The organism is Cupriavidus sp. 30B13 (genome assembly GCF_049059565.2).
In the GTDB taxonomy this organism is placed as follows: domain Bacteria; phylum Pseudomonadota; class Gammaproteobacteria; order Burkholderiales; family Burkholderiaceae; genus Cupriavidus.
In genome coordinates, this window is sequence record NZ_CP188224.1 from 2,023,103 (window position 1) to 2,046,998 (window position 23,896).

Genomic DNA, 23,896 nt, shown 5'->3' on the forward strand with positions numbered 1-23,896 from the left:
TGGTCGTCTTGTCGGTCTTGGTCCGCGCAGGCCGTGCCCGCCACGGCGGCCTGCCACTCGTCGGGAAATTGCCATGCTTCACTACTACGCCAAGCTTTGGTGGGTCGTCGGCCTGCGCGGCGTGTTCGCGCTGCTGTTCGGGATCTGCGCGTTCTTCGCGCCCATCGCCACGCTGGCCGCGCTGGTGCTGGTGTTCGGCGCCTTTGCCGCGGCCGACGGCGTGACCGCGCTGGCGATGGCGATCTCGGGCAGCCAGCGCGAGGCCAGCGACCGCGGCATCCTGGCGCTGCAGGGCCTGCTCGGCCTCGGCGTGGGCCTGCTGACGTGGTTCAGCCCGGTGGTCACGGCATTTTCGCTGCTGTTATATATCGCGGCCTGGACGCTGGCCACCGGCGTCCTGCAGATCGTGGCCGCCATCCGGCTGCGCAAGGATATTCCCAACGAGTGGTGGCTGGTGCTGGCCGGCGCGGTCAGCATCGTGTTTGCGTTCCTGCTGCTGTGGCAGCCGCTGGCCGGCGCGCTCGCGCTGCTGTGGATGATCGGGGCCTGGGCGCTGGTCTGCGGCGTGCTCCTGATCGGCGTCGCCCTGCGCCTGCGCAGCGCCCGGCATGTAGCGTCCACGCCGCTTCCCGGCTGACGCGCGGCGCGCGCCGGGCCCCGCGCGCGCCACCTGCCCCCGCCGCCGGCGGGGAACCCCGGCGGTCGTGCTAACATTGCGCGCCGCGCCACATTGAGGGCGCGGTTTGCCGTTGGCGAATCCCGCCCGGGCGGCCTGTGCCGGCATGACTCTGGTTTGTTGTCCACCAAAGCGGCCGATGCAGCGTTGTGATGTGTTTCCTGCACGCGAGCCGCCCCCGAACCGCCAGATCCGGGCTGGCCACTGGCACGCGATGCGCTGGCACACCCACGGCCGATCCCGGCGTTTCCGGCGGCGCGGCGCCATGCCGTGCTCCGCCGGGAATCGCCCGTCATTGCCATGACGCCCATCCGACCGTTTCCAGGAGACGTATGCGTAGTTCCGTGACCTCGCGAGATACTTCGCGAAGCACCGTGCAAGGTGTTTCGCAGTCCGCCGGCCTGCCCCTGGGCGCGATTATCCTGGTCAGCCTGTTTATTCTCCTGGTCTGGTTCGGCACGCTCGAAGCCCGTCACCTGCTGCGCTCGGACGAAGGCCGCTACGCGGAAATCGCCCGCGAGATGTTCGCCAGCGGCGACTGGGTCACGATCCGCTACAACGCCCTCAAGTATTTCGAGAAGCCGCCCTTCCACATGTGGGTGACGGCGCTGTCGTACACCCTGTTCGGCGTCGGCGACTGGCAGGCGCGGCTGTGCGTGGCCTTGTCCGGCATGCTCGGCCTGCTGGTGTCGATGAAGGCGGCGGCGCGCTGGTACGGCGCCCGCGCCGCGCTGCTCACGGGCCTGGTGCTGGCGGCCGCGCCGATGTGGAGCGTGGCCTCGCACTTCAACTCGCTCGACATGACGCTGTCCGGCGCCATGGCCTGCGTGCTGGCGTTCATGCTGCTGGCGCAGCACCCGTCCGCCACGCCGGCCGCGCGCCGCTACTGGATGTGGGCGTGCTGGGTGGCGATGGGCGTGGCGATCCTGACCAAGGGGCTGGTGGGCATCGCGCTGCCGGGCCTGGTCCTGGTGATCTATACGCTGATCTCGCGCGACTTCGGCCTGTGGAAGCGGCTGCATCTGGTCACCGGCATCGCGCTGATGCTGATCGTCACGGTGCCGTGGTTCTGGCTGGTGTCGGAGCGCAATCCCGAATTCCTCAACTTCTTCTTCATCCACGAGCACTGGCAGCGCTACACCTCGACGGTGCATTCGCGCAAAGGCCCGCTCTGGTATTTCGTGCCGCTGCTGGTGGCCGGCTTCCTGCCGTGGCTGGGCCTGGCGCCGCGCATGTGGCAGGTGGTGCGCGGCGGCGCCGCCGCGGCGCGCGCGACCGGCACCAGGCCGTTCCAGCCGGCGCTGCTGCTGTCCGTGTGGGCCATCGCCATCTTCGTCTTCTTCAGCCTGTCCGGCTCCAAGCTGCCCGGCTATATCGTGCCGATCTTCCCGGCGCTGGGCATGCTTGCCGCGGTCGCGCTGCAGCATATCGACGAGCGCAGCTGGCGCCGCCAGATGACCGGCATGCTGGCGATCGCGGCTGTCGGCCTGCTGGCCAGCCCCTACGTGGCCACGCTGAACTCCGACAACACGCCCAACGAGCTGTACCGCCTGTTCGCGGTATGGGTCGGCGCGGCGTTCGTGCTGATGCTCGGCACGGTCTTCCTGGCGCGCTGGCTGCTGCCGCGCAAGGGCCTGATGGTCAGCATCACCGCCTACGCGGTGGGCCTGTTCGCCAGCTTCACGGTGGCGCTGCTCGGCCATGAGGTCATGGGGCGGCCCACTTCCGGCGTGGACATGGTGCCGGCCATCAAGGCGGTGCTGACCGACGACATGCCGATCTACGGCGTGCGCATGCTGGACCACACCCTGCCGTATTACCTGCGCCGCACCACCATCATGGTGGAATGGCCCGACGAGCTCGAATTCGGCACCAAGCAGGAGCCGCAGAAATGGCTGCCCACGCTGGATGCCTTTATTGCAAAATGGCAGGACGGCCAGCACGCCGTGGGCATCATGTCGGCCGCGACCTACCGCCTGCTGCAGGACCGCAACGTGCCGATGTACAAGATCGCGCAGGACAAGCGCCGCGTGGCGGTCGCCAACTTCCCGCTGCCCGGGCAGGCCCCGGCCGCCGCCCAGCCCGAACCGACCCGCGCCCCATGACGCTTTCTACCTTCGCATTCATTTTTACCGGCGTGCTGCTCAATGCGTGCGCGCAACTGCTGCTCAAGGCGGGCACCAACGCCGTCGGCGCCATCACGCTGGAGCGCGCCACGCTGCTCGCCACCGCGCTGCGCGTGCTGACGCAGTGGCCGGTGCTGGCCGGCCTGACGCTGTACGTGGTGAGCGTGGGCGTGTGGATCGTCGGCCTGTCGCGCGTGGACGTGTCCATTGCCTACCCGATGCTGTCGCTCGGCTATGTGGTGAACGCGCTGGCGGCGTGGTGGCTGTTCGGCGAGATGATCGGCCCGCTGCGCGTGGCAGGCATCTTGCTCATCCTCGCCGGCGTGTTCCTGATCGCCCGCTCGTGAGCGCCACAACAACGTACCGGAAAGCCCGACCGTCATGACCGCCCCCGCTGCCCAAGCCTTCCTGCCCTTCGTCAAGCCGGCGATCGACGCCGACGCCATTGCCGAGGTCGGCAAGGTGCTGGCCTCCGGCTGGATCACTTCCGGCCCCAAGATGCACGCGTTCGAGGACGCGCTGTCCGCGCTGTTCGGCGGCCGCCCCGTGCGCACCTTCGCCAACGGCTCGGCGACCATGGAAATCGCCCTGCGCATCGCCGACATCGGCCCCGGCGACGAGGTCATCACCACGCCGGTCACCTGGGTGGCGACCGCCAACGTGGTGGTCACCGTGGGCGCCAGGCCCGTCTTCGTCGATATCGACCCGCGCACGCGCAACCTCGACCTCGACGCCGTGGAGGCCGCCATCACGCCGCGCACGCGCGCCATCATGCCGGTCTACCTGTCGGGCCTGCCGGTCGACATGGACCGCCTCTACGCCATCGCGCGCAAGCACGGCCTGCGCGTGATCGAGGACGCCGCCCAGGCCATCGATTCGCGCTGGCGCGGCCAGCGCATCGGCGCCTTCGGCGACCTGGTCAGCTTCAGCTTCCAGGCCAACAAGAACATCACCAGCGTCGAAGGCGGCTGCCTGGTGATGAACTCGCCCGAAGAAGCGCTGCGCGCCGAGCGCCTGCGCCTGCAAGGCGTGATCCGCACCGGCCCGGACGGCATGGACGTGGAGGAGCCGGGCGGCAAGTTCAACCTGACCGACGTCAACGCCGCCATCGGCCTGTCGCAGCTCGCGCACCTGGACCACGTCACCGCGCGCCGCGCCGAGCTGGCCGAGGCGTATTTCCGCTGCGCCGCCGATGCCGGCCTGGCCGAGCTCGGCATCGAGCTGCCGCTGCCGCGCGACGGCGAGCTGGCCACCACCAACTGGCACATGTTCCAGGTGGTGCTGCCGGCCGCGCGCCTCGACGGCGGCCGCACCGCCGTGATGGAAGCCATGCGCGAACGCGGCATCGGCACCGGCGTGCACTATCCCGCCCTGCACCTGTTTTCCTATTACCGCTCCCTTGGCTGGCGCGAAGGCATGCTGCCCCATGCCGAGCGCATCGGGCAGGGCATCGTCACCCTGCCGATGTTCCCTGCGATGCAGGCCGCCGACGTGGAGCGGGTCTGCGCAACTCTCAGCGAAACATGCAAACGCCTCTTCAAATAAGCCCCGTCGAGGTCTCCGTCGTCATTCCCGTCTATAACGAGGAAGACGGCCTGCAAGCCCTGTTCGACCGCCTCTACCCGGCGCTGGACGGTCTGGCCTGCAGCTACGAGATCATCTTCGTCAACGACGGCAGCCGCGACCGCTCGGCGCAGATCCTGGCCAGCCAGTACCGGCTGCGCCCGGACGTCACGCGCGTGGTGCTGTTCAACGGCAACTTCGGCCAGCACATGGCGATCCTGGCGGGCTTCGAGCAGACCCGCGGCCAGATCGTGATCACGCTCGACGCCGACCTGCAGAACCCGCCGGAGGAAATCCCGCGCCTGGTGGCGACCATGCGCGAAGGGCACGACTACGTCGGCACCATCCGCCGCGAGCGCAACGACACGGCCTTCCGCCGCGTGGCGTCGCGCGCCATGAACCGGCTGCGCGAGCGCATCACGCGCATCAAGATGACGGACCAGGGCTGCATGCTGCGCGCCTACGACCGCAACGTGATCGACACCATCAACGCCTGCCGCGAGGTCAACACCTTCATTCCCGCGCTGGCCTACACCTTCGCCTCCAACCCGGTGGAGATCGTGGTCGAGCACGAGCAGCGCCACGCCGGCGAATCCAAGTACTCGCTGTTCCAGCTGATCCGGCTGAACTTCGACCTGGTGACCGGCTTCTCGATCGTGCCGCTGCAATGGTTCTCGGCCATCGGCACCCTGCTCTCGCTGGCCTCGGGCGGGCTGGTGGCGGTGCTGCTGGTGCGCCGCTTCCTGCTTGGCGCGGAAGTGCAGGGTGTGTTCACCCTGCTGGCCTTCAACTTCTTCCTGGTCGGCATCATGCTGTTCGGCATCGGCCTGCTGGGCGAATACATCGGCCGCATCTACCAGGAAGTGCGCAACCGCCCGCGCTACCGCATCCAGGCCGTGCTCGAGGGCAGCCCCGAGCCGCAGAAGGGCCAGCCGGCCACGGAGCCATCGTGCGCGCAGTAGTCTTCGCCTACCACAACGTCGGCGACCGCTGCCTGCGCGTGCTGCACGCGCGCGGCGTGGAAGTGGCGCTGGTGGTCACCCACCGCGACCGCCCGGACGAGAACATCTGGTTCCGCCGCGTCGCCGACACCGCCGCCGAACTGGGCGTGCCCTTCATCTACGGTGAGGACCCCGCCGACCCGGCGGTGGCCGAAGCGGTGGCCGCGGCGCGCCCGGACATGATCTTCTCGTTCTACTACCGCGCGATGATTCCCGCGGCGGTGCTGGCGCTGGCCCCGCGCGGCGCGTTCAACATGCATGGCTCGCTGCTGCCGAAGTACCGCGGCCGCGTGCCGGTGAACTGGGCCGTGCTGCACGGCGAGAGCGAGACCGGCGCCACGCTGCACGCGATGGAAGCCAAGCCGGACGCCGGCTACATCGTCGACCAGACCGCCGTGCCGATCCTGCCGGACGACACCGCCGGCGAAGTCTTCGAGAAGGTCACCGTGGCGGCCGAGCAGACGCTCTGGCGCGCCCTGCCCGCCATGATGGCCGGCCATATCGTCCCGCTGCCGAACCGCCTCGCCGAAGGCAGCTACTTCTCCGGCCGCAAGCCGGAAGACGGCCGCATCGACTGGCAGCAAAGCGCCGCCCAGGTCTACAACCTGGTGCGCGCGGTGGCGCCGCCCTATCCCGGCGCCTTCACCGACGCGCCCGGGCGCCGCTTCGTGGTGGCGCAGGCGCGCCGGCCGCACGGCGCCGCCCCCGCGCTGCCGGCGGGCGCCCGCCCCGGGCTGCACGTGGCCGGCGGGCAGATCGTCGGCCTGTGCGGCGACGGCGGCGTGATCCTGGTCCGCGAATTGCTCGAATTACCCGGCGCGGGCGCACCGGCACAGGCCGTTTCGCCCGACGCACTCTCTACATTTCTTACCGCATCGTCCAAAGAGGAAAACCGATGAAAAAGGTCCTGATTCTTGGCGTCAACGGCTTCATCGGCCACCACCTGACGCGCCGCATTCTCGAAACCACGCCGTGGGAAGTCTACGGCATGGACATGTCCAGCGACCGCCTCGGCGACCTGATCGACCACCCCCGCATGCACTTCTTCGAGGGTGACATCACCATCAACAAGGAGTGGATCGAGTACAACATCCGCAAGTGCGACGTGGTGCTGCCCCTGGTCGCCATCGCCACCCCGGCGACCTACGTGCGCCAGCCCCTGCGCGTGTTCGAGCTCGACTTCGAGGCCAACCTGCCGATCGTGCGCGCGGCCGTCAAGTACGGCAAGCACCTGGTCTTCCCGTCCACCTCCGAGGTGTACGGCATGTGCCACGACGACGAGTTCGACCCCGAGACCTCCGAGCTGATCTGCGGCCCCATCAACAAGCCGCGCTGGATCTACGCCTGCTCCAAGCAGCTGATGGACCGCGTGATCCACGCCTACGGCATGGAGCAAGGCCTGAACTACACCCTGTTCCGCCCGTTCAACTGGATCGGCGCCGGCTTGGACTCCATCTTCGAATCGAAGGAAGGCTCCTCGCGCGTGGTCACCCAGTTCCTCGGCCACATCGTGCGCGGCGAGCCGATCAAGCTGGTCGACGGCGGCGCCCAGAAGCGCGCCTTCGCGGACATCACCGACGGCATCAGCGCCCTGATGCGCATCATCGAGAACCCGGAAGGCATCGCCACCGGCAAGATCTACAACATCGGCAACCCGGCCAATATCCACTCCGTGCGCGAGCTGGCCGAGATGATGCTCAAGATGGCCGCCGACTACCCGGAATACGCCGACCAGGCCAAGGAAACCAAGATCGTGGAAACGTCCTCGGGCGACTTCTACGGCAAGGGCTACCAGGACGTGCAGAACCGCGTGCCGAAGATCGACAACACCATCGAAGAGCTGGGCTGGAAGCCCGCGGTCAGCATGGAAGACGCGCTGCGCGCCATCTTCGAGGCCTACCGCGGCAAGGTGGTCGAGGCCCGTACCCTGGTCGATTCGGCCAGCTGAGGCCCGCGCCGATGGCACGCATCGCCCTCAAGGTCGACGTCGACACGCTGCGCGGCACCCGCGAAGGCGTGCCGGCGCTGCTCGCCATGCTGGCCCGCGTGCGGGCCGAGGCCACCTTCCTGTTCAGCCTGGGCCCCGATCACACCGGCTGGGCGCTGCGGCGCGTGTTCCGCCCGGGTTTCCTGCAGAAGGTGTCGCGTACCTCGGTGGTGTCCAACTACGGCCTGCGCACGCTGATGTATGGCGTGCTGCTGCCGGGGCCGGACATCGGCCGCAAGGGCGCGGCCGAGATGCGCGCGGCGCGCGCGGCGGGCCATGAGTGCGGCATCCATACCTGGGACCACGTCTACTGGCAGGACAACGTGCGCGGGCGCGACGCGGCCTGGACCCGGCGCCAGATGCAAAGCGCGTTCGACCGCTACGTCGACATCTTCGGCGAAGCCCCGCCCACGCACGGCGCGGCGGGCTGGCAGATGAACGACGAAGCGTTCCGCCAGATCGACGACTGGGGCATGGCCTACGCGTCCGACGGGCGCGGCACCGCGCCGTACATCCCGACCGTGGACGGCGTGGCGCTGCGCCACGTGCAGATGCCCACCACGCTGCCGACGCTCGACGAGCTGATCGGCGTGGACGGGCTGACCGAGGACAACGTCCACGAAGCCGTGCTGCGGCTCAGCGGCGACGGCCGCGACCACGTCTTCACGCTGCATACCGAACTGGAAGGCGGCAAGCTGGCGCCGGTGTTCAACCGGCTGCTGGACGGCTGGCGCGCGCAGGGCCACGAACTGGTGTCGATGGCCACGTTCTACCGGCAGCTCGACCGGACCGCCTTGCCGCTGGCGCCGGTCACGTGGGGCGCCATCGAAGGCCGCAGCGGCGAATTGATCGTGCAGCCCTAGGACCCCGGCAGCGCCTCCCGTCACCATTGGTTTGCTCCCCTCTTCCATGAAACGGGAGAGCAAGGCGCCGGAGGAGAGGGCAAGGCGCTCGCGCATGGCGAAGGCTGTCACCTCGTGGAAACGCCGGCCCTCTCTCCGCCCCTCTCCCGCAAGCGGGAGAGGGGAGACAACATGGGGCAGAGCGAATTCCCCGGCGGGCCAATCCCTCACCCCCGCCCGGCCTTCGCCAGCCGCAGGCCATTGAACACCACCAGCAGGCTCGCGCCCATGTCGGCGAACACCGCCATCCACATGGTGCCCAGCCCCGCCGCGGTCAGCACGAGGAAGACCACCTTGATGCCGAGCGCCAGCACGATGTTCTGCGTCAGGATCGCCGAGGTGCGCCGCGACAGGCGGATGAACGCGGGGATCTTGCGCAGGTCGTCGTCCATCAGCGCCACGTCGGCGGTCTCGATGGCGGTGTCGGTGCCGGCCGCGCCCATGGCGAAGCCGATATCGGCGCGCGCCAGCGCGGGCGCGTCGTTGACACCGTCGCCGACCATGCCCACCACCACGCGCTTGCCGCCGGCGCTGGCCTGACCTTCGCCACCCTTCACGCTCAGCGCGGCGATCGCGTCGGCCTTGTCCTGCGGCAACTGGTTGCCGCGCGCCTCGTCGATCTGCACCTGCGCGGCGATGGCCTGCGCCGTGTGCGGGTTGTCGCCCGACAGCATCAGCGTGCGCACGCCCAGCGCGTGCAGTTCGGCCACCGCCTGGCGGCTGCTTTCCTTGACCGTGTCGGCCACGCCGAACAGGGCCTCGACGCCGTGGCCGGCGCCGAGCAGCACCACCGTCTTGCCCTGGCGCTCCAGGGCTTCCAGCGTGGCCTCCAGTTCTGGCGAGCACAGCCCGCGGTCATGGATCAGGCGGTGGTTGCCGAGGTAGTAGGCGCGGCCGCCGACGGTGCCGCTCACGCCGTAGCCGGGCAGCGCCGCGAAGTCCTGCACGTCCAGCGGCGCGATGCCCTCGGCGCGCGCGGCGCTGGCGACCGCCAGCGACACCGGATGATCCGAGCGGCCGGCCAGGCTGGCGGCCACCGCGCGCGCCGCCGCGCTGGCCGCGGCACCGCCCGCGGCGATCTCGCCGAGCGGCTGGAAGTCGGTCTGCACGGGCTTGCCGTGCGTGATGGTGCCGGTCTTGTCCAGCGCCAGCCAGGCCAGGTCCTTGCCCTGCTCGAGATAGACCCCGCCCTTGACCAGGATGCCGCGCCGCGCTGCAGCGGCCAGGCCGCTGACGATGGTCACCGGGGTGGAGATCACCAGCGCGCACGGGCAGGCGATCACCAGCAGCACCAGCGCCTTGTAGATCCACGCGCTCCAGTCGCCGTCCAGCGCCAGCGGCGGCACCACCGCCACCAGCACCGCGCCGAGGAAGACCAGCGGCGTGTACACTCGGGCAAAGCGGTCGACGAAGCGCTGGGTGGGCGCGCGGCTGCCCTGCGCGGCCTCGACCGCGTGGATGATGCGCGCGAGCGTGGAACCGCTGGCGGCCGCGGTCACTTCGTATTCCAGCTCGCCGGCCTGGTTGATGGTGCCGGCGAACAGCGCGTCGCCCACGCCCTTGTCCACCGGCACGCTCTCGCCGGTGATGGGCGCCTGGTCCAGCGTGGACTGGCCGCGCAGCACGCGGCCGTCGAGCGCCACGCGCTCGCCCGGACGCAGCCGCACCAGCGCGCCGACCGGGACCGCGCGCGCGTCGACGGGCAGCCAGTTGCCGTCCGTCTGCTTCACCGTGGCCTGCTCGGGCGCCATCGCCATCAGGCCGCGCACGGCGTTGCGCGCGCGGTCCAGCGACGCTGCCTCGATGCGCTCGGCAAGCGCGAACAGCACCATCACCATGGCCGCCTCCGGCCACTGGCGGATCAGCATCGCGCCGGTCACGGCGATGCTCATCAGCGCGTTGATGTTGAGGTTGCCGTTGGACAGCGCGATCCAGCCCTTCTTGTAGACGCCGAGGCCGGCAATGGCGACCGCCGCCAGCGCAAGCACCGGCGCCAGCCAGTCCTGCCCCGGCACCTGCAGCCAGCCCACCGCTTCCGCGCCCAGCGCCGCCACGCCGGCCAGCGCCAGCGGCCACCAGGGCCTGGCGGCCTGCGGGGCGAGTTCGGCGGCCTGCTCGGAGAGCGGCTCAGCCTTCATGCCGAGACTCTCGATGGCGCGCACCACCGGGTCCAGCGAATCCAGCGTGTGGTGCACCGTCAACACGCGCTGCATCAGGTTGAACTGCAGCCCCGCCACGCCGGCCATGCCGCCGAGCTTGTTGCGGATCAGCGTTTCCTCGGTCGGGCAGTCCATCGCGTCGATGCGGTAGGTGGCCATCGCCGCGCCGGCCGCGACCGCCGGCATGGCTGCAGCCGGAGCGGGCGCCACGCTGGGCGACCCGCAGGCGCTGCCGCAGCAGGCCGGCGCGCCGACCTGGCCGTGCTGATGCCCATGCGCGTGTTCGTGCGCAGGCCGGGGTTCATGCACGTGATCGTGGCCATGCCCATGGGCATGGTCATGCGCGCAAGCGTGCGCACCGTCATGTGCGTGCTCGTGTGCATGCTCATGTGCGTGCTCGTGCGCATGGTCGTGGCTGTCGCCCTCCCGCTCGCGGACGGCGGCGTGGTCTGGCGTGGCGCTGGACATGGCGGTGCTCCCTGCTTTGTTGTGCATACCGCCATTTAAGACCCTGGAGCGGCTACAGGGTCAAGCGCCGCCCTGCCCGGGAATAAGTGAATCTTCTGCCGCACGGCCGCCGGGGAACCCTCGCCGCGCATCGCACTCCAACCGGCCGTTCCCGCCAGGAAATGCATCGGTTAAACCCCATCTGTGTCCTGGTCGAAGCCGCTGCCTATATAATCCGCCGCATGCGCCGTTTCCTGATCCTGCTTTTCGTGCTCCTGCTGCCGCTCCAGTTCGCCTGGGCCGGGGCGGCGGCCTATTGCAGCCATGACAGCCAGCACGACGGCGCCAACGCGGTCGCAAAGTGGCATTTCGGCCACCATAGCCATGCCCATCGCGCCAATATCGCCGATGCCGCCGATACCACCAAGACCGCCGATCACGGCAGCCCCGACGGCAAGGACGGCAGCGGCAAGGTCAAGCTGCCGGACCTCGATTGCGCGGTCTGCCATTTCGCCGGCGCGCAGCTCGTGCTGCCCGACTTCGCCGGCCCGGGCCCGCACTTCGGGGTAGCCATCAGCTACCGCTCGCTGGCCCCCTCCTTCCTCTCCGCGCCCGGCGCCACGCCCGACCGCCCGCAGTGGTCTCTCGCCTGACCGGCGAGACGACTCCACTCCTTTCCAGACTCTCGTCTCGCCGAACTTCCCTGGTCTTTTTCCGGTGAAATTCGATGAGAACACTTGTGATGCCGCTCGGGCTGGCGGCAGCTTTGCTCAGCCCCGCCGCGCTCGCCCAGGGCGCGGCGCCTTCCTCCATGCCGGCCCAGGCCACGCCGCAGGCGCCATGGGCCGCCGCGGAACCCGCCGGCGCCCTGACGCTGGACGCCGCCCTCGCGCTGGCGGACGCGCGCAACTTCACGCTGTCGGCCGCCGGCCGAGAACTCGATGCCGCCGAGGGCGGCATCATGCAGGCTCGCGCCATCCCCAACCCTGAGGTCGCGGTCCTGTTCGAGGACCACCGCCGCGATACCCGCACCACCACCGCGCAGATCAACCTGCCCATCGAGCTGGGCGGCAAGCGCGCGGCGCGCATCGGCGCGGCGCAGAAGGCGCGCGAGCTGGCGCAGTCCCGGCTGGGCGCGGCGCGCACCGACCTGCGCGCGGCCGTCATCGGCGGCTTCTTCGGCGTGGTCATCGCGCAGGAGCGCCTCAGGCTGGCGCGCGGTTCGGCCGAGATCGCCGCCAAGGGCGCGCAGGCCGCCGCGCGCCGCGTGGCGGCCGGCAAGATCGCCCCGCTGGAAGAAAGCAAGGCGCGCGTCGAGCAGGCCAACGCCGGGCTGGAAGTGGCCGACGCCGAGGCCGCGCTGGCCGCCGCGCGCCTGTCGCTGGCCAGCCTGTGGGGCAGCGGCGAGGCCCGCTTCAGCGAAGCCGCCGGCAACCTCGACACACTGCCCGCGCGCCCCGATGCGCCGAGCCTGATGCAGGCGCTCGACAGCGCGCCCGAACTGCTCAGCAGCCGCCTGGAACTGGAGCGGCGCCAGGCCGTGATCGGCGTGGAGCGCAGCCGCCAGTATCCCGACCTGACCCTGAGCCTGGGCAGCAAGCGCGACAACGGCTCGGAACGCGGCACCATGCCGGTGGTCGGCGTGGCCCTGCCGCTGCCCCTGTTCGACCGCAACCAGGGCAATCTCTACGCCGCCGCGCGCCAGGCCGACAAGGCCGCGGACGAGTACCGCGCCACCCAGGTGCGCCTGTCCGGCGAACTGCAGCAGGCCGCGCAGCAGCTGACGGTGTCGCGCACCTCGGCCGAGACGCTGCGGGGCACCGTGCTGCCCGCGGCGCAACAGGCTTACGAGGCCGCCACGCGCGGCTTCGAGGCCGGCAAGTTCAATTTCCTCGACGTGCTCGATGCGCAGCGTACCTGGTTCCAGGCACGCGCCCGCTATCTCGGCGTGGTCGCCAGCGCCTACCAGGCCGCCACCACCATCGACCGCATTCTCGGCCGCTAGCGCCAAAGGAACCCCATCATGGCTATGAACAGCAAGCAGAAAACCGCCGTCGCCGTCATCCTCGCCGGCGGCGCGCTGGCCGGCGCGGCATTGATCTTCGCCGGGCGCGGCAACGGCACCGACGGGCACGGCAGCGGCACCCATGCCGAGGCAGCCGCCCATGACGACAACGAACACCACGGCGCCAGTTCCGGCGCCGCCCACGACGACGCCGGCGCGCATGGCGACGGCGAGCACCACGCCGGCAGCGCCGCCGGCCCCAACGGCGGCCAGTTGTTCCGGCAAGGCGACGCCGCCGTGGAAGTGCTGGTGGGCGAAGCCGGCCCCGGCGCAGGTGGCGCGCGCCTGCGGCTGTGGGCCTCGCGCGCGGGCAAGCCGCTCGCCCCCGCCAGCGTGAAAGCCGCCGGCGAACTGCGGCGGCTCACCGGCGAGAGCGAGCGCCTCGCCTTCGTGCCGGCCCAGGCCTACCTGCAGAGCGCGGCCGCCGTGGGCGAGCCGCACGCCTTCGAAGCCAGCCTGGAGGTGACCCTGCCCGGCGCGGGCGCCCCGCTGGCCATCAAGCTGCGCAAGGAAGAAGGCCTGGTCGAAATGACGCCGGCGCAGATCCAGGGCGCGGGGCTGACGCTGCAGGCCGCCGGCCCGGCGCGCATCGAAGGCATCGTCTCCTTCCCCGGCGAGATCCGCTTCAACGAAGACCGCACCGCCCACGTGGTGCCGCGCGTGGCCGGCGTGGTGGAAGGCGTGGCCGCCAATCTCGGCCAGCAGGTCAGGAAGGGCGACCTGCTGGCGGTGCTGGCCAGCACCGCGCTGTCGGACCAGCGCAGCGAACTGCTGGCCGCGCAGAAGCGCCTGGAACTGGCCGAAACCACCTTCCAGCGCGAGAAGACGCTATGGCAAGACAAGATCTCGGCCGAGCAGGACTACCTGGCCGCGCGCACCGCGCTGCAGGAAGCCCGCATCGCCGCGCAGAATGCCGCGCAGAAGCTCACCGCCATCGGCGCCAGCGGCAGCGCGGGCAACATGCGCGCGCTCAACCGCTTCGAGCTGCGCGCGCCGTTCGACGGCACCGTGGTGGAAAAGCACCTCGCGCTCGGCGAAGCCTTGGCTGCCGACGCCAACGTCTTCACCATCTCCGACCTCGGCACCGTGTGGGCCGAGTTCGTGATCGCGCCCAAGGACCTGGACCGCGTGCGCGTGGGCGAGAAGGTGCGCATCGCCTCCACCGCCTTCGACGGCAAGGCCGAAGGCACGGTGTCCTACGTCGGCTCCCTGCTGGGCCAGCAGACCCGCACCGCCACCGCGCGCGTGACGCTGGCCAACCCCAAGACGGCCTGGCGCCCCGGGCTGTTCGTCACCGTGGGCGTGACGGATTCCAGCGCCGAGGTGCCGGTCGCCATCGACGCGCAGGCGTTGCAGAGCAACGGCGACCAGCAGGTGGTGTTCGTCGCCGTGCCGGGCGGCTTCCTGGCGCAGCCGGTCAAGACCGGCCGCAGCGACGGCAAGCTGGTCGAGATCACGCAGGGCATGCGGGCCGGCTGGCAGTACGTCGCCGGCAACAGCTTCATGATCAAGGCGGAACTCGGCAAGGCCGGCGCCGAGCACAGCCACTGAGCGGAGACTGCCATGTTCGAACGACTTATCCGCTTCGCCATCGCGCAGCGCTGGCTGGTGCTGCTGGCGGTGCTGGCCATGGCCGCGCTCGGCGTGTACAACTACAGCCGGCTGCCGATCGACGCCGTGCCCGACATCACCAACGTGCAGGTGCAGATCAATACCGCCGCGCCCGGCTACTCGCCGCTGGAGGCCGAGCAGCGCGTGACCTATCCGATCGAGACCGCCCTGTCGGGCCTGCCCGGGCTGGAGCAGACCCGCTCGCTGTCGCGCTACGGGCTGTCGCAGGTCACGGCGATCTTCAAGGACGGCACCGACGTCTACTTCGCGCGCCAGCTGGTCAACCAGCGCATCCAGGAGGCCGCGCGCAGCCTGCCGCCCGGCGTGGCCCCGCAGATGGGCCCGATCTCGACCGGCCTCGGCGAGATCTACCTGTGGACGGTGGAAGCCGAAGACAGCGCCAGGAAGCCCGACGGCAGCGCCTACACGCCCACCGACCTGCGCGAGATCCAGGACTGGGTCATCAAGCCGCAACTGCGCACCGTGCCCGGCGTGACCGAGATCAACTCCATCGGCGGCTTCGCCAAGGAATACCTGGTCGCGCCCAGCCCCGAGCGCCTCGCCTCCTACGGCCTGAGCCTGCAGGACGTGGTGGCCGCGCTGGAGAAGAACAACGCCAACGTGGGCGCCGGCTACATCGAGCGGCGCGGCGAACAGTACCTGGTGCGCGCGCCCGGCCAGGTCAGGTCCGTCGACGACATCCGCGAGATCATCGTCGGCAGCGCGCAAGGCCAGCCGATCCGCATCCGCGACCTGGCCGAGGTGGGCATCGGGCGCGAGCTGCGCACGGGCGCGGCCACCGACAACGGGCGCGAAGTGGTGCTGGGCACCGTCTTCATGCTGATCGGCGAAAACAGCCGGGCCGTGTCGCAGGCGGTGGACAAGCGCATGGAGGCCATCAACCGTTCGCTGCCGGCGGGCGTCAAGGCGGTCACCGTGTACGACCGCACGCTGCTGGTGGACCGCGCCATCGCCACCGTCAAGAAGAACCTGGTCGAAGGCGCGGTGCTGGTCGTCGTCATCCTGTTCCTGTTCCTCGGCAACCTGCGCGCGGCGGTGATCACCGCGCTGGTGATCCCGCTGTCGATGCTGTTTACGTTCACCGGCATGGTGACCTACAAGATCAGCGCCAACCTGATGAGCCTGGGCGCGCTGGACTTCGGCATCATCATCGACGGCGCGGTGGTCATCGTGGAAAACTGCGTGCGCCGGCTGGCCCATGCGCAGCAGCGGCATGGCCGGCCGCTCACGCGCGGCGAGCGCTTCCACGAGGTCTTCGCCGCCTCGCAGGAAGCCCGGCGCGCGCTGGTGTTCGGCCAGCTCATCATCATGATCGTCTACATCCCGATCTTCGCGCTCACCGGCGTCGAGGGAAAGATGTTCCACCCGATGGCCATGACCGTGGTGCTGGCGCTGATCGGCGCGATGATCCTGTCGGTGACCTTCGTGCCTGCCGCGGTAGCGCTGTTCATCGGCGACAAGGTGGCCGAGAAGGAGAACCGCCTGATGCTGTGGGCCAGGCGCGCCTACGCGCCGCTGCTCGGCAAGACCATCGCCAACACGCCGGTGGTGCTGACCTTCGCCGCCGTGGCCGTGCTGCTCAGCGGCCTGGTCGCCACGCGCCTGGGCAGCGAGTTCATCCCCAACCTGAACGAGGGGGACATCGCCGTGCAGGCGCTGCGCATCCCGGGCACCAGCCTGACCCAGTCGCTCGCCATGCAACAGCAGATCGAGACCCGGCTCAAGGAAAAATTCCCCGAAATCGAACGCGTCTTCGCCCGCACCGGCACCGCCGAGATCGCCTCCGACCCGATGCCGCCCAATGCCTCCGACGGCTACATCATGCTCAGGCCGCGCGACCGGTGGCCCGATCCGCGCAAGACGCGCGAGCAGTTGCTGGCGCAACTGGAAGCCGAGCTGGAGACCATCCCCGGCAACAAGTACGAGTTCTCGCAGCCGATCCAGCTGCGCTTCAACGAGCTGATCTCCGGCGTGCGCAGCGACGTCGCCGTGAAGATCTTCGGCGACGACAACCAGGTGCTGGAAGGCACCGCGCAGAAGGTGGCCGGCGTGCTGCGCGGCATCCCCGGCGCGGCCGAGATCAGGATCGAGCAGACCAGCGGCCTGCCGGTGCTCACGGTGGACGTGGACCGCGCCCGCGCGGCGCGCTACGGCCTCAACATGACCGACGTGCAGGACACGGTCGCCATTGCCGTGGGCGGGCGCGACGCGGGCATCTTCTTCCAGGGCGACCGCCGCTTCAATATCGGCGTGCGCCTGCCCGAAGGCATCCGCACCGACGTCGAGGCGCTGCGCCGCCTGCCCATCCCGTTGCCCAGGGGCGGCGCCGCGCGCAACGGCGAGGCGGCGCCGGCCAGCTACATCCCGCTCGGCGAGATCGCCACGCTCACGCTCGCGCCCGGCCCCAACCAGGTCTCGCGCGAGAACGGCAAGCGCCGCATCGTGGTCAGCGCCAACGTGCGCGGCAGGGACGTCGGCACCTTCGTTCCCGAGGCCATGGCGGCGCTCGACCGCGAGGTCAGCATCCCGGCCGGCTACTGGGTCACCTGGGGCGGCACCTTCGAGCAGCTCCAGTCCGCCACCACGCGCCTGCAGATCGTGGTGCCGGTAGCGCTGCTGATGGTGTTCGTGCTGCTGTTCGCCATGTTCGGCAACGCGCGCGACGGCCTGCTGGTATTTACCGGCATCCCGTTCGCGCTCACCGGCGGCATTGTCGCGCTGTGGCTGCGCGGCATCCCGCTGTCCATCTCCGCCGCGGTCGGCTTCATCGCGCTGTCCGGCGTCGCCGTGCTCAACGGCCTGGTGATGCTGTCGTTCATCCGCAGCCTGCGCGAGGAAGGCAGGCCGCTCGACGAAGCCATCCACACCGGCGCGCTCACGCGGCTGCGCCCGGTGCTGATGACCGCGCTGGTGGCCTCGCTGGGCTTTATCCCGATGGCGATCGCCACCGGCACGGGCGCGGAGGTGCAGCGGCCGCTGGCCACCGTGGTGATCGGAGGGATACTGTCTTCCACGGCGCTGACGCTGCTGGTCCTGCCGGTGCTTTACCGGCTGGCGCACCGGCGCGAGGCGCAGCGGGAAGAGGACGGCGACAAGGCGGAAGCCGGCGCGACACAGTCGCTGGCGTGACGGCGCCGGGAGCCGCGCAAGGCGGCTCCCGGATGCTCTCGCATGGCGAAGGCGGTCACCCCCGCCCCTCTCCCGCAGGCGGGAGGGGCGGGCTACCCGTCCGCGCGCTGCGCCAGCACGTTCACGACCGGGAACGACAATTCCAGCACGGTTTCCCCGGGCAGGCTGCGCACGCTGACGCTGCCGCCATGCAGGCGCATGATGGTGTCGACGATCGCCAGCCCCAGGCCGGTGGAAGACGAGGAATTGCTGCGCGCGGGGTCGCCGCGATAGAAGCGGCCGAACACGTGCGGCAGCGCTTCGGGCGGGATGCCGGCGCCGCCGTTGCCGACGCGGATGGTGGTGGCCGTGCTGCCCGCCGCCACGCGGATGTCGATGGCGCTGCCGGTGGGCGCGTGCCGCAGGGCGTTGTCGACGAGGTTGGTCACCGCGCGGCGCAGCAGGGTCTGGTCGGCGCGCACCATGCCCTGACCCGCCAGCCGGACCTTGATGTCGCGGTCTGCGGCCACCGCCTCGAAGTATTCGGCGACGGTGTCCAGTTCCGCGCGCGCATCGAGTTCGCGCACGGCCATGGCGACCTGGGCATGGTCGGCGCGCGCCAGGAACAGCATGTTCTCGATCATGCGGGCCAGGCGCTCGTATTCCTCGAGGTTGGATTCCAGCAGGTTCTCGTATTCCTGCACCGTGCGGCTGTGCCCGAGCGTGACCTGGGTCTGGCCGATGAGGTTGCTGATCGGGGTGCGGAAGTCGTGCGCGAGATCGGCGGAGAATTCCGACAGGCGCTGGAAGCCATCCTCGAGGCGGGCCAGCATGTCGTTGAGCGCGTCCACCAGCACGCGCAGCTCGGAAGGCACGTGGCCGGCGTCGAGCCGCGTAGCGAGCCGGCTCATGGTCACGGCCGAGGCGTCCTCGGCCATGCGCCGCAGCGGCCGCAGGCCGCGCCTGGCCAGCAGGTAGCCAAGCCCCGCGGCGGCCCCCGCGCCGCACAGCGTGGCCCACAGCATCTGCGACTGGTAGGCCTTCATCAGGGCGACGCGATAACCGGCGTCGCGCAGCACCACGATCTCGACGGTGCGCTCGCCGTCGCCGAGCTGGCCGAGCGCGGCGATGCCGCGCGAGGCCACGCCGTTGCGCGGATACCAGGTGTGCAGCCGCGACTTGTCCGGCGTGGCGTTGGCCGGCAGCACCGGCAGCGCGGGCACCGGCTCGTGGCGCGGGTTGAGCGTGACCAGCGGCTCGCCTCGGCTGCCGCGCACCAGCAGGATCAGGCCTTCGTGCCCGAGCGCGAGGTCGGCGAAGCGGTGGGTGTCGGCGCGGATCTCGGCCTCGGAGCTGACTTCGCGCAGGAGATGGCGCACCAGCAGCACCTCGCCGACCAGCTCGCCTTCGTCGCGGTCCTGCAGCTGGGTGGCCAGCGCGCTGGCCAGGTAGGTGCTGACCGCCACCAGGATGGCCACGGTGGCCGCGCCGTAGGCCAGCGCCATGCGGGCGGTGAGCGAAGCCGGCAGGCCCATCATGGCGCGCGCCAGGCCGCCGTCCGATGCTGGCGCCTGGCTCATTGCGCGTCCTCTTCTTCCAGCACGTAGCCCATGCCGCGGCGGGTATGGATCAGCTTGGCCGGGAACGGGTCGTCGACCTTGGCGCGCAGGCGGCGGATGGAGACGTCGACCACATTGGTATTGCTGTCGAAGTTCATGTCCCACACCTGCGAGGCGATCAGCGAGCGCGACAGCACCTCGCCGCGGCGGCGCGCCAGCAGCTGCAGCAGCGCGAATTCCTTGGAGGTCAGCTCGAGCTTCTGCCCGCCGCGCGTCACGCGGCGCCTGACCGTGTCGATCTGCAGGTCCGCCACTTCCATCAGCTCGCTCTCGCGCAGTGGCCCGCGCCGCAGGATGGTGCGGATGCGCATGACCAGCTCGGCGAACGCGAAGGGCTTGACCATGTAGTCGTCGGCGCCGAGCTCCAGGCCCTTGAGGCGGTCGGACAGCTCGTCGCGCGCGGTCAGGAACAGCACCGGCGTGTCGCGCTCGCGGCGCAGCTCCTGCAATACCTTCCAGCCGTCCATGCCGGGCAGCATGACGTCCAGCACGATCAGGTCGTACTCCTGCCCGCGCGCGTGGGCGAGGCCGTCCACGCCGTCGCGCGCCAGGTCCACCACGAAGCCCGATTCACTGAGGCCCTTGCGCAGGTAGTCCCCCGCCTTGGGCTCGTCTTCCACGATCAGTATGCGCATTTCCATTCACTCCGGGCCGGGCTGCGGCCATATGCCGCCATCGAACCGGCCCTGCCAGACCGACACGCTATACGAGTAACCGCGGCCACGGCCGAAGATGTCAACATTGTCATGTTCGCGTCACGCTCTGGCGGCTTTCAATGCGGGTACAATACCGCATCCGTTTTTGTCCGACCTCTTCCCCCGATCTGCTCCCCGGCTTCGATGAAACGCTTCCTGAGCTGCTTCCTGTTGTGTCTCGCCATGATCGCGTTGCCCGCACAAGGCACCGCGGCGGCGGTCATGATGGTGTGCAGCACGGCGCAGTCGATCCAGGCACCGTCGCGCCAGGCCCTGCCCGCCATGGCGGCCATGGCGGTGGACTCGCCGGCCATCGAGTCGATGATGGTGCGCCACGCCGCCGTGAAATCGGCGGCGGAAACGGCGCTCGCCGGCGGACATTGCCACGAGACGGCGGCGGCGCACGAGATGGCCGATAGCGACGACACGGCCATGGCCACCAGCGCCGATCATGTCGCCATGCATCGGGCCGGCCACGCCGCCGGCCAGCACGCCGGCAGCCACCACACCGACCACCATGCCGGCCACGGCGCCAACGGGACTTGCAGCGCCTGCGCGGCTTGCGCCGCCGGCGCGGTAATGCCTACCGTGCTGCCCGAACTCGCGCTGGCCAGCCACGGCCACGCCGCGCCGCAGGCCGCGCTCGCGGCTTTCACGGGTTTCCTCCCCATTCCCTCCGACCGTCCGCCCGCCGCACGCTGCTGACACCCGAGGTGCGTCCATCGCACGCTCGCTGAAGTTCGTCTTTTCCCGCGCCATCCGCGGCGCACCCCACGAACACTGAGGTTGTCATGCAATACGTCCGCATTCTGGCGGCGGCCTGCCTGTTGCTCGGGCCCGCCCTGGCGTCGGCGCAGTCCGCCCCCGCGCCCGGCAATACGTCCGCCAGCACACCCGCCGATCGCTCCGCCGACCCGCTCGATCCCGGCGCCGCCGTGCCGCCCTTGCCGTCGCCGAACGTGCTGGCCGGCTACATCCCGTTCCAGGCGCAGCCGGTCGCGCCGTGGCGCCAGACCAACGAGCAGGTCGCGCCCGCCGCCAGAGGCACGGCGCCGGCCGCCGGCACCGCCATGCCGATGCCGGCATCGTCCGGCAGCGCCGGCGCGGTTGCCCCGGCGTCCGGCGGCCATCACCAACATCACTGAGGACGCCGCATGTCGTTTCCATTTCCCGGGCGCCCGGCGGCGCCGAGGGCGGGGCTGGCCGCGGCTGCCTGCGCCCTGCTGCTGGCCGGCTGCGCCAGCTTTACCGATGACGGCGGCTTCGGCACCGCCGCCGATGCCGCGCGCGCGCGGCTGGGCAAGGACGCCCTGTGGGTCCGCTCCGACCAGGACCGCGCCGACGCCTACCAGCGCACCCGGTCACTGCTGGCCCAGCCGCTCGACGCCGACAGCGCGGTGCAGATCGCGCTGCTCAACCATGCCGGCCTGCAGGCCGCCTTTGCCGAACTCGGCATCTCCGAGGCCGAGTACGTGCAGGCCACGCGCCTGCCCAATCCCGGGTTTTCCTTCAGCCGCAAGCGCCAGGGCGACGACCTCAAGATCGACCGCGCCATCGCGGTGGGGCTGGTCAACCTGCTGACGCTGCCGCTGGTGGCGCGCATCGAGCAGGACCGCTTCGCGCAAACCCGGCTGGCGGTGGCCGACACGCTGCTGCGCCATGCGTTCGAAACCCGCCGCGCCTTCGTCAACGCGGTCGCCGCGGAGCAGGCGGCGCGCTATGCCGAGCAGGTCAAGCAGGCCGCCGAGACCGGCGCGCTGTTTGCCCGCGACCTGGCGCGCGCCGGCAATGTCAGCTCGCTCGACCATGCGCGCGAGCAGGCTTTCTACGCCGACGCCGCCGCCCAGCTCGCGCGCGCGCGCCAGCAGGCACTGGCCGCGCGCGAGCAGCTGACCCGCCGCCTGGGCCTGTGGGGCACCGGCGCGCAATACCGCCTGCCGGAGCGCCTGCCGGACCTGCCCAAGGCGCGCCCGGAATTCACCGACCTGGAAGGCTATGCCGTGGGCAACCGGCTCGACCTGCAGGCCGGCCGCGTGCAGCTGGAGAGCCTGGCGCGCTCGCTCGGCCTCACGCGCGCCACGCGCTTCGTCAGCGTGATCGACGTGGCCTACCTGCGCAATTCGGAGACCGCCCAGCCGACCGAGAACGGCTACGCCATCAATCTCGAAATCCCGCTGTTCGACTGGGGCGGCGCGCGCGTGGCGCGGGCCGAGGCGGTCTACATGCAGGCGGCCAGCCGCCTGGCCGGGAGCGCGGTCGACGCCCGCTCGGAGGTGCGCGAGAGCTATGCCGGCTACCAGGCCCGCTACGACATCGCGCGGCACTACCGCGACGAGGTAGTGCCGCTGCGCAAGCGCATCTCCGGCGAGAGCCTGCTGCGCTACAACGGCATGCTGGTCAGCGTGTTCGAGCTGCTGGCCGACGCGCGCGAGCAGGTCAACGCGGTCAACGGCTACCTCGACGCGCTGCGCGAGTACTGGCTGGCCGAGACGGACCTGCAGGCCGCGCTGGGCGGACGCCTGCCCGGCGACGCCGCCGCGCCCGCGCGCGCGCCGTCTCCCGCCCTGCCGCCCTCCGGCACCGCTCCCGGCCCGGAGGCCGCCGCCCTGCCCAAAGGAAACTGAACATGGTCACCCGAAGACAATTCCTGCATGGCTCCGGCGCCGCCATGCTCGGCGCGGCGCTGGTGTCGCGCGCCGGCGCCGCCATGCTGCCCGAGGCGGCGCTGCAATCGAGCGCCGCCACGCAGGCGCCGCTCATGCCCGCTTCCGGCCGCCCCTACAACCCGGTGGTCACGCTCAACGGCTGGACCCTGCCGTGGCGCATGCGGCAAGGCTGGAAGGAGTTCCACCTGGTGGCGGAGCCGGTCGAGCGCGAGTTCGCGCCCGGCATGAAGGCGCACCTGTGGGGCTACAACGGCCAGAGCCCCGGCCCCACCATCGAATGCGTGGAGGGCGACAAGGTCCGCATCTTCGTCACCAACAAGCTGCCCGAGCACACCACCGTGCACTGGCACGGCCTGATCCTGCCGGCCGGCATGGACGGCGTGGGCGGCTTGTCGCAGCCGCACATCCCGCCGGGCAAGACCTTTGTCTACGAGTTCGAGATGAAGCACGCCGGCACCTTCATGTACCACCCGCATTCCGACGAGATGGTGCAGATGGCGATGGGCATGATGGGCTTCCTGGTGGTGCACCCGAAGGATCCGGCGCAGATGCGCGTGGACCGCGACTACGTGTTCCTGATCGCGGCGTACGACATCGACCCCGGCTCCTACACGCCGCGCGTGGCGGAGATGACCGATTTCAACATGTGGACCTGGAACAGCCGCGTGTTCCCCGGCATCGACAGCCTGCCCGCGCGGCTGGGCGACCGGGTGCGCATCCGCTTCGGCAACCTGACCATGACCAACCACCCGATCCACCTGCACGGCCACCGCTTCGAGGTCGCCGGCACCGACGGCGGGTGGGTGCCGCCGTCCGCGCGCTGGCCCGAGGTCACCGCCGACGTGGCGGTGGGCCAGATGCGCGCGATCGAGTTCGTGGCCGACAACCCGGGCGACTGGGCCTTCCACTGTCACAAGGCGCACCACACCATGAACGCCATGGGCCACCAGGTGCCGACCATGATCGGCGTCAAGCAGAAAGACCTCGCCAGGCGCATGAACGCGCTGGTGCCGGACTACATGGCGATGGGCGAAGCGGGCATGGCGGACATGAGCGGCATGGAAATGCCGCTGCCCGACAACACCTTGCCGATGATGAGCGGCCAGGGCCCGTTCGGGCCGATCGAGATGGGCGGCATGTTCAGCGTGCTCAAGGTGCGCGCCGGCCTCGGCCGCAACGATTACCGCGACCCGGGCTGGTACCGCCATCCCAAGGGCACGGTTGCCTTCGAATACACCGACGGAGCCTGA

Annotated in this window: 20 protein-coding genes; 17 read left to right on the forward strand and 3 right to left on the reverse strand. The window is 70.3% G+C overall.

What is annotated here, in order from left to right:
* Positions 1-73: 73 nt before the first annotated feature.
* The 8 genes from ACKI2N_RS28060 to ACKI2N_RS28095 all read left to right on the forward strand — a co-directional run bounded on the left by ACKI2N_RS28060 (position 74) and on the right by ACKI2N_RS28095 (position 8,216).
* Positions 74-637, forward strand: coding sequence for an HdeD family acid-resistance protein (locus ACKI2N_RS28060; protein WP_420995355.1), 564 nt, complete (start codon positions 74-76; stop codon positions 635-637).
* A gap of 371 nt (positions 638-1,008) precedes the next feature.
* Entirely contained in the window at positions 1,009-2,781 is a 1,773-nt protein-coding gene (locus tag ACKI2N_RS28065) for a glycosyltransferase family 39 protein (protein WP_426990858.1), read from the forward strand.
* A complete protein-coding gene (locus tag ACKI2N_RS28070) occupies positions 2,778-3,149 on the forward strand; it encodes a DMT family transporter (RefSeq protein ID WP_420995353.1) in 372 nt (123 codons plus the stop codon). The genes ACKI2N_RS28065 and ACKI2N_RS28070 overlap by 4 nt, the downstream gene beginning before the upstream one ends.
* A gap of 34 nt (positions 3,150-3,183) precedes the next feature.
* Positions 3,184-4,347, forward strand: a complete 1,164-nt coding sequence (locus tag ACKI2N_RS28075; protein WP_420995352.1) for a DegT/DnrJ/EryC1/StrS family aminotransferase — start codon at positions 3,184-3,186, stop codon at positions 4,345-4,347.
* Positions 4,326-5,327: a glycosyltransferase gene (locus tag ACKI2N_RS28080; protein WP_420995351.1), complete on the forward strand. Its 1,002-nt coding sequence runs from the start codon at positions 4,326-4,328 to the stop codon at positions 5,325-5,327. The genes ACKI2N_RS28075 and ACKI2N_RS28080 overlap by 22 nt, the downstream gene beginning before the upstream one ends.
* The gene (locus ACKI2N_RS28085) at positions 5,315-6,265 is read left to right on the forward strand and encodes a formyltransferase (RefSeq protein ID WP_420995350.1); all 951 of its coding nucleotides are present in this window, start codon (positions 5,315-5,317) and stop codon (positions 6,263-6,265) included. The genes ACKI2N_RS28080 and ACKI2N_RS28085 overlap by 13 nt, the downstream gene beginning before the upstream one ends.
* A complete protein-coding gene (locus ACKI2N_RS28090) occupies positions 6,262-7,314 on the forward strand; it encodes a bifunctional UDP-4-keto-pentose/UDP-xylose synthase (RefSeq protein WP_420995349.1) in 1,053 nt (350 codons plus the stop codon). Before ACKI2N_RS28085 ends, ACKI2N_RS28090 begins: the two co-directional genes overlap by 4 nt.
* An 11-nt stretch (positions 7,315-7,325) precedes the next feature.
* Entirely contained in the window at positions 7,326-8,216 is an 891-nt protein-coding gene (locus ACKI2N_RS28095) for a polysaccharide deacetylase family protein (RefSeq protein ID WP_420995348.1), read from the forward strand.
* 206 nt (positions 8,217-8,422) lie between these two features.
* Here ACKI2N_RS28095 and ACKI2N_RS28100 read toward each other — a convergent pair whose 3' ends face one another.
* Positions 8,423-10,600, reverse strand: coding sequence for a heavy metal translocating P-type ATPase (locus ACKI2N_RS28100; protein ID WP_420995347.1), 2,178 nt, complete (start codon positions 10,598-10,600; stop codon positions 8,423-8,425).
* A gap of 87 nt (positions 10,601-10,687) precedes the next feature.
* Between ACKI2N_RS28100 and ACKI2N_RS28105 the strand changes: the two genes are divergently transcribed.
* From ACKI2N_RS28105 to ACKI2N_RS28125, 5 genes are all read left to right on the forward strand, one after another.
* Complete coding sequence (locus ACKI2N_RS28105) at positions 10,688-10,921, forward strand: hypothetical protein (RefSeq protein ID WP_420995346.1); 234 nt, start codon at positions 10,688-10,690, stop codon at positions 10,919-10,921.
* Between the two features lie 47 nt (positions 10,922-10,968).
* Positions 10,969-11,514 carry a cation efflux protein, CzcI family gene (czcI, locus tag ACKI2N_RS28110; protein ID WP_420995345.1) on the forward strand — a complete coding sequence of 182 codons (546 nt, stop codon included), beginning with the start codon at positions 10,969-10,971 and terminating at the stop codon, positions 11,512-11,514.
* A gap of 74 nt (positions 11,515-11,588) precedes the next feature.
* Positions 11,589-12,866, forward strand: a complete 1,278-nt coding sequence (locus tag ACKI2N_RS28115; protein WP_420995344.1) for a TolC family protein — start codon at positions 11,589-11,591, stop codon at positions 12,864-12,866.
* A gap of 18 nt (positions 12,867-12,884) precedes the next feature.
* Positions 12,885-14,477, forward strand: coding sequence for an efflux RND transporter periplasmic adaptor subunit (locus ACKI2N_RS28120; protein ID WP_420995343.1), 1,593 nt, complete (start codon positions 12,885-12,887; stop codon positions 14,475-14,477).
* Positions 14,478-14,489: 12 nt separating this feature from the next.
* On the forward strand, positions 14,490-17,687 hold the full coding sequence (locus ACKI2N_RS28125) for a CusA/CzcA family heavy metal efflux RND transporter (RefSeq protein ID WP_420995342.1): 3,198 nt from the start codon (positions 14,490-14,492) through the stop codon (positions 17,685-17,687).
* Between the two features lie 92 nt (positions 17,688-17,779).
* On the opposite strand, the gene ACKI2N_RS28130 is transcribed toward ACKI2N_RS28125, so the two are convergent.
* Together ACKI2N_RS28130 and ACKI2N_RS28135 are read right to left on the reverse strand one after the other, a co-directional pair.
* Positions 17,780-19,204 (reverse strand): heavy metal sensor histidine kinase, encoded by a 1,425-nt coding sequence (locus tag ACKI2N_RS28130; protein WP_420995410.1) that lies wholly within the window; start codon positions 19,202-19,204, stop codon positions 17,780-17,782.
* 38 nt (positions 19,205-19,242) lie between these two features.
* Complete coding sequence (locus tag ACKI2N_RS28135) at positions 19,243-19,920, reverse strand: heavy metal response regulator transcription factor (RefSeq protein WP_420995341.1); 678 nt, start codon at positions 19,918-19,920, stop codon at positions 19,243-19,245.
* 204 nt (positions 19,921-20,124) lie between these two features.
* Here ACKI2N_RS28135 and ACKI2N_RS28140 point away from each other — a divergent pair, with 204 nt between their 5' ends.
* The 4 genes from ACKI2N_RS28140 to ACKI2N_RS28155 all read left to right on the forward strand — a co-directional run bounded on the left by ACKI2N_RS28140 (position 20,125) and on the right by ACKI2N_RS28155 (position 23,896).
* Positions 20,125-20,685, forward strand: coding sequence for a hypothetical protein (locus ACKI2N_RS28140; protein ID WP_420995340.1), 561 nt, complete (start codon positions 20,125-20,127; stop codon positions 20,683-20,685).
* Positions 20,686-20,771: 86 nt separating this feature from the next.
* Complete coding sequence (locus ACKI2N_RS28145; protein ID WP_420995339.1) at positions 20,772-21,125, forward strand: hypothetical protein; 354 nt, start codon at positions 20,772-20,774, stop codon at positions 21,123-21,125.
* Positions 21,126-21,134: 9 nt separating this feature from the next.
* Positions 21,135-22,604: a TolC family protein gene (locus ACKI2N_RS28150; protein ID WP_420995338.1), complete on the forward strand. Its 1,470-nt coding sequence runs from the start codon at positions 21,135-21,137 to the stop codon at positions 22,602-22,604.
* A gap of 2 nt (positions 22,605-22,606) precedes the next feature.
* The gene (locus ACKI2N_RS28155; protein WP_420995337.1) at positions 22,607-23,896 is read left to right on the forward strand and encodes a multicopper oxidase family protein; all 1,290 of its coding nucleotides are present in this window, start codon (positions 22,607-22,609) and stop codon (positions 23,894-23,896) included.

What these genes read in the sequence shown, in the direction of transcription:
- ACKI2N_RS28105 (WP_420995346.1), top strand. Translation starts at nt 10,688, where the DNA reads ATGCGCGTGTTCGTGCGCAGGCCGGGGTTCATGCACGTGATCGTGGCC.
- ACKI2N_RS28120 (WP_420995343.1), top strand. Translation starts at nt 12,885, where the DNA reads ATGGCTATGAACAGCAAGCAGAAAACCGCCGTCGCCGTCATCCTCGCC.
- ACKI2N_RS28135 (WP_420995341.1), bottom strand. Translation starts at nt 19,920, where the DNA reads ATGCGCATACTGATCGTGGAAGACGAGCCCAAGGCGGGGGACTACCTG.
- ACKI2N_RS28070 (WP_420995353.1), top strand. Translation starts at nt 2,778, where the DNA reads ATGACGCTTTCTACCTTCGCATTCATTTTTACCGGCGTGCTGCTCAAT.
- ACKI2N_RS28150 (WP_420995338.1), top strand. Translation starts at nt 21,135, where the DNA reads ATGTCGTTTCCATTTCCCGGGCGCCCGGCGGCGCCGAGGGCGGGGCTG.
- ACKI2N_RS28080 (WP_420995351.1), top strand. Translation starts at nt 4,326, where the DNA reads ATGCAAACGCCTCTTCAAATAAGCCCCGTCGAGGTCTCCGTCGTCATT.
- ACKI2N_RS28130 (WP_420995410.1), bottom strand. Translation starts at nt 19,204, where the DNA reads ATGATGGGCCTGCCGGCTTCGCTCACCGCCCGCATGGCGCTGGCCTAC.
- ACKI2N_RS28115 (WP_420995344.1), top strand. Translation starts at nt 11,589, where the DNA reads ATGAGAACACTTGTGATGCCGCTCGGGCTGGCGGCAGCTTTGCTCAGC.
- ACKI2N_RS28145 (WP_420995339.1), top strand. Translation starts at nt 20,772, where the DNA reads ATGCAATACGTCCGCATTCTGGCGGCGGCCTGCCTGTTGCTCGGGCCC.
- ACKI2N_RS28060 (WP_420995355.1), top strand. Translation starts at nt 74, where the DNA reads ATGCTTCACTACTACGCCAAGCTTTGGTGGGTCGTCGGCCTGCGCGGC.
- ACKI2N_RS28075 (WP_420995352.1), top strand. Translation starts at nt 3,184, where the DNA reads ATGACCGCCCCCGCTGCCCAAGCCTTCCTGCCCTTCGTCAAGCCGGCG.
- ACKI2N_RS28090 (WP_420995349.1), top strand. Translation starts at nt 6,262, where the DNA reads ATGAAAAAGGTCCTGATTCTTGGCGTCAACGGCTTCATCGGCCACCAC.
- ACKI2N_RS28095 (WP_420995348.1), top strand. Translation starts at nt 7,326, where the DNA reads ATGGCACGCATCGCCCTCAAGGTCGACGTCGACACGCTGCGCGGCACC.
- ACKI2N_RS28065 (WP_426990858.1), top strand. Translation starts at nt 1,009, where the DNA reads ATGCGTAGTTCCGTGACCTCGCGAGATACTTCGCGAAGCACCGTGCAA.
- ACKI2N_RS28140 (WP_420995340.1), top strand. Translation starts at nt 20,125, where the DNA reads ATGAAACGCTTCCTGAGCTGCTTCCTGTTGTGTCTCGCCATGATCGCG.
- ACKI2N_RS28155 (WP_420995337.1), top strand. Translation starts at nt 22,607, where the DNA reads ATGGTCACCCGAAGACAATTCCTGCATGGCTCCGGCGCCGCCATGCTC.
- ACKI2N_RS28100 (WP_420995347.1), bottom strand. Translation starts at nt 10,600, where the DNA reads ATGCCGGCGGTCGCGGCCGGCGCGGCGATGGCCACCTACCGCATCGAC.
- ACKI2N_RS28125 (WP_420995342.1), top strand. Translation starts at nt 14,490, where the DNA reads ATGTTCGAACGACTTATCCGCTTCGCCATCGCGCAGCGCTGGCTGGTG.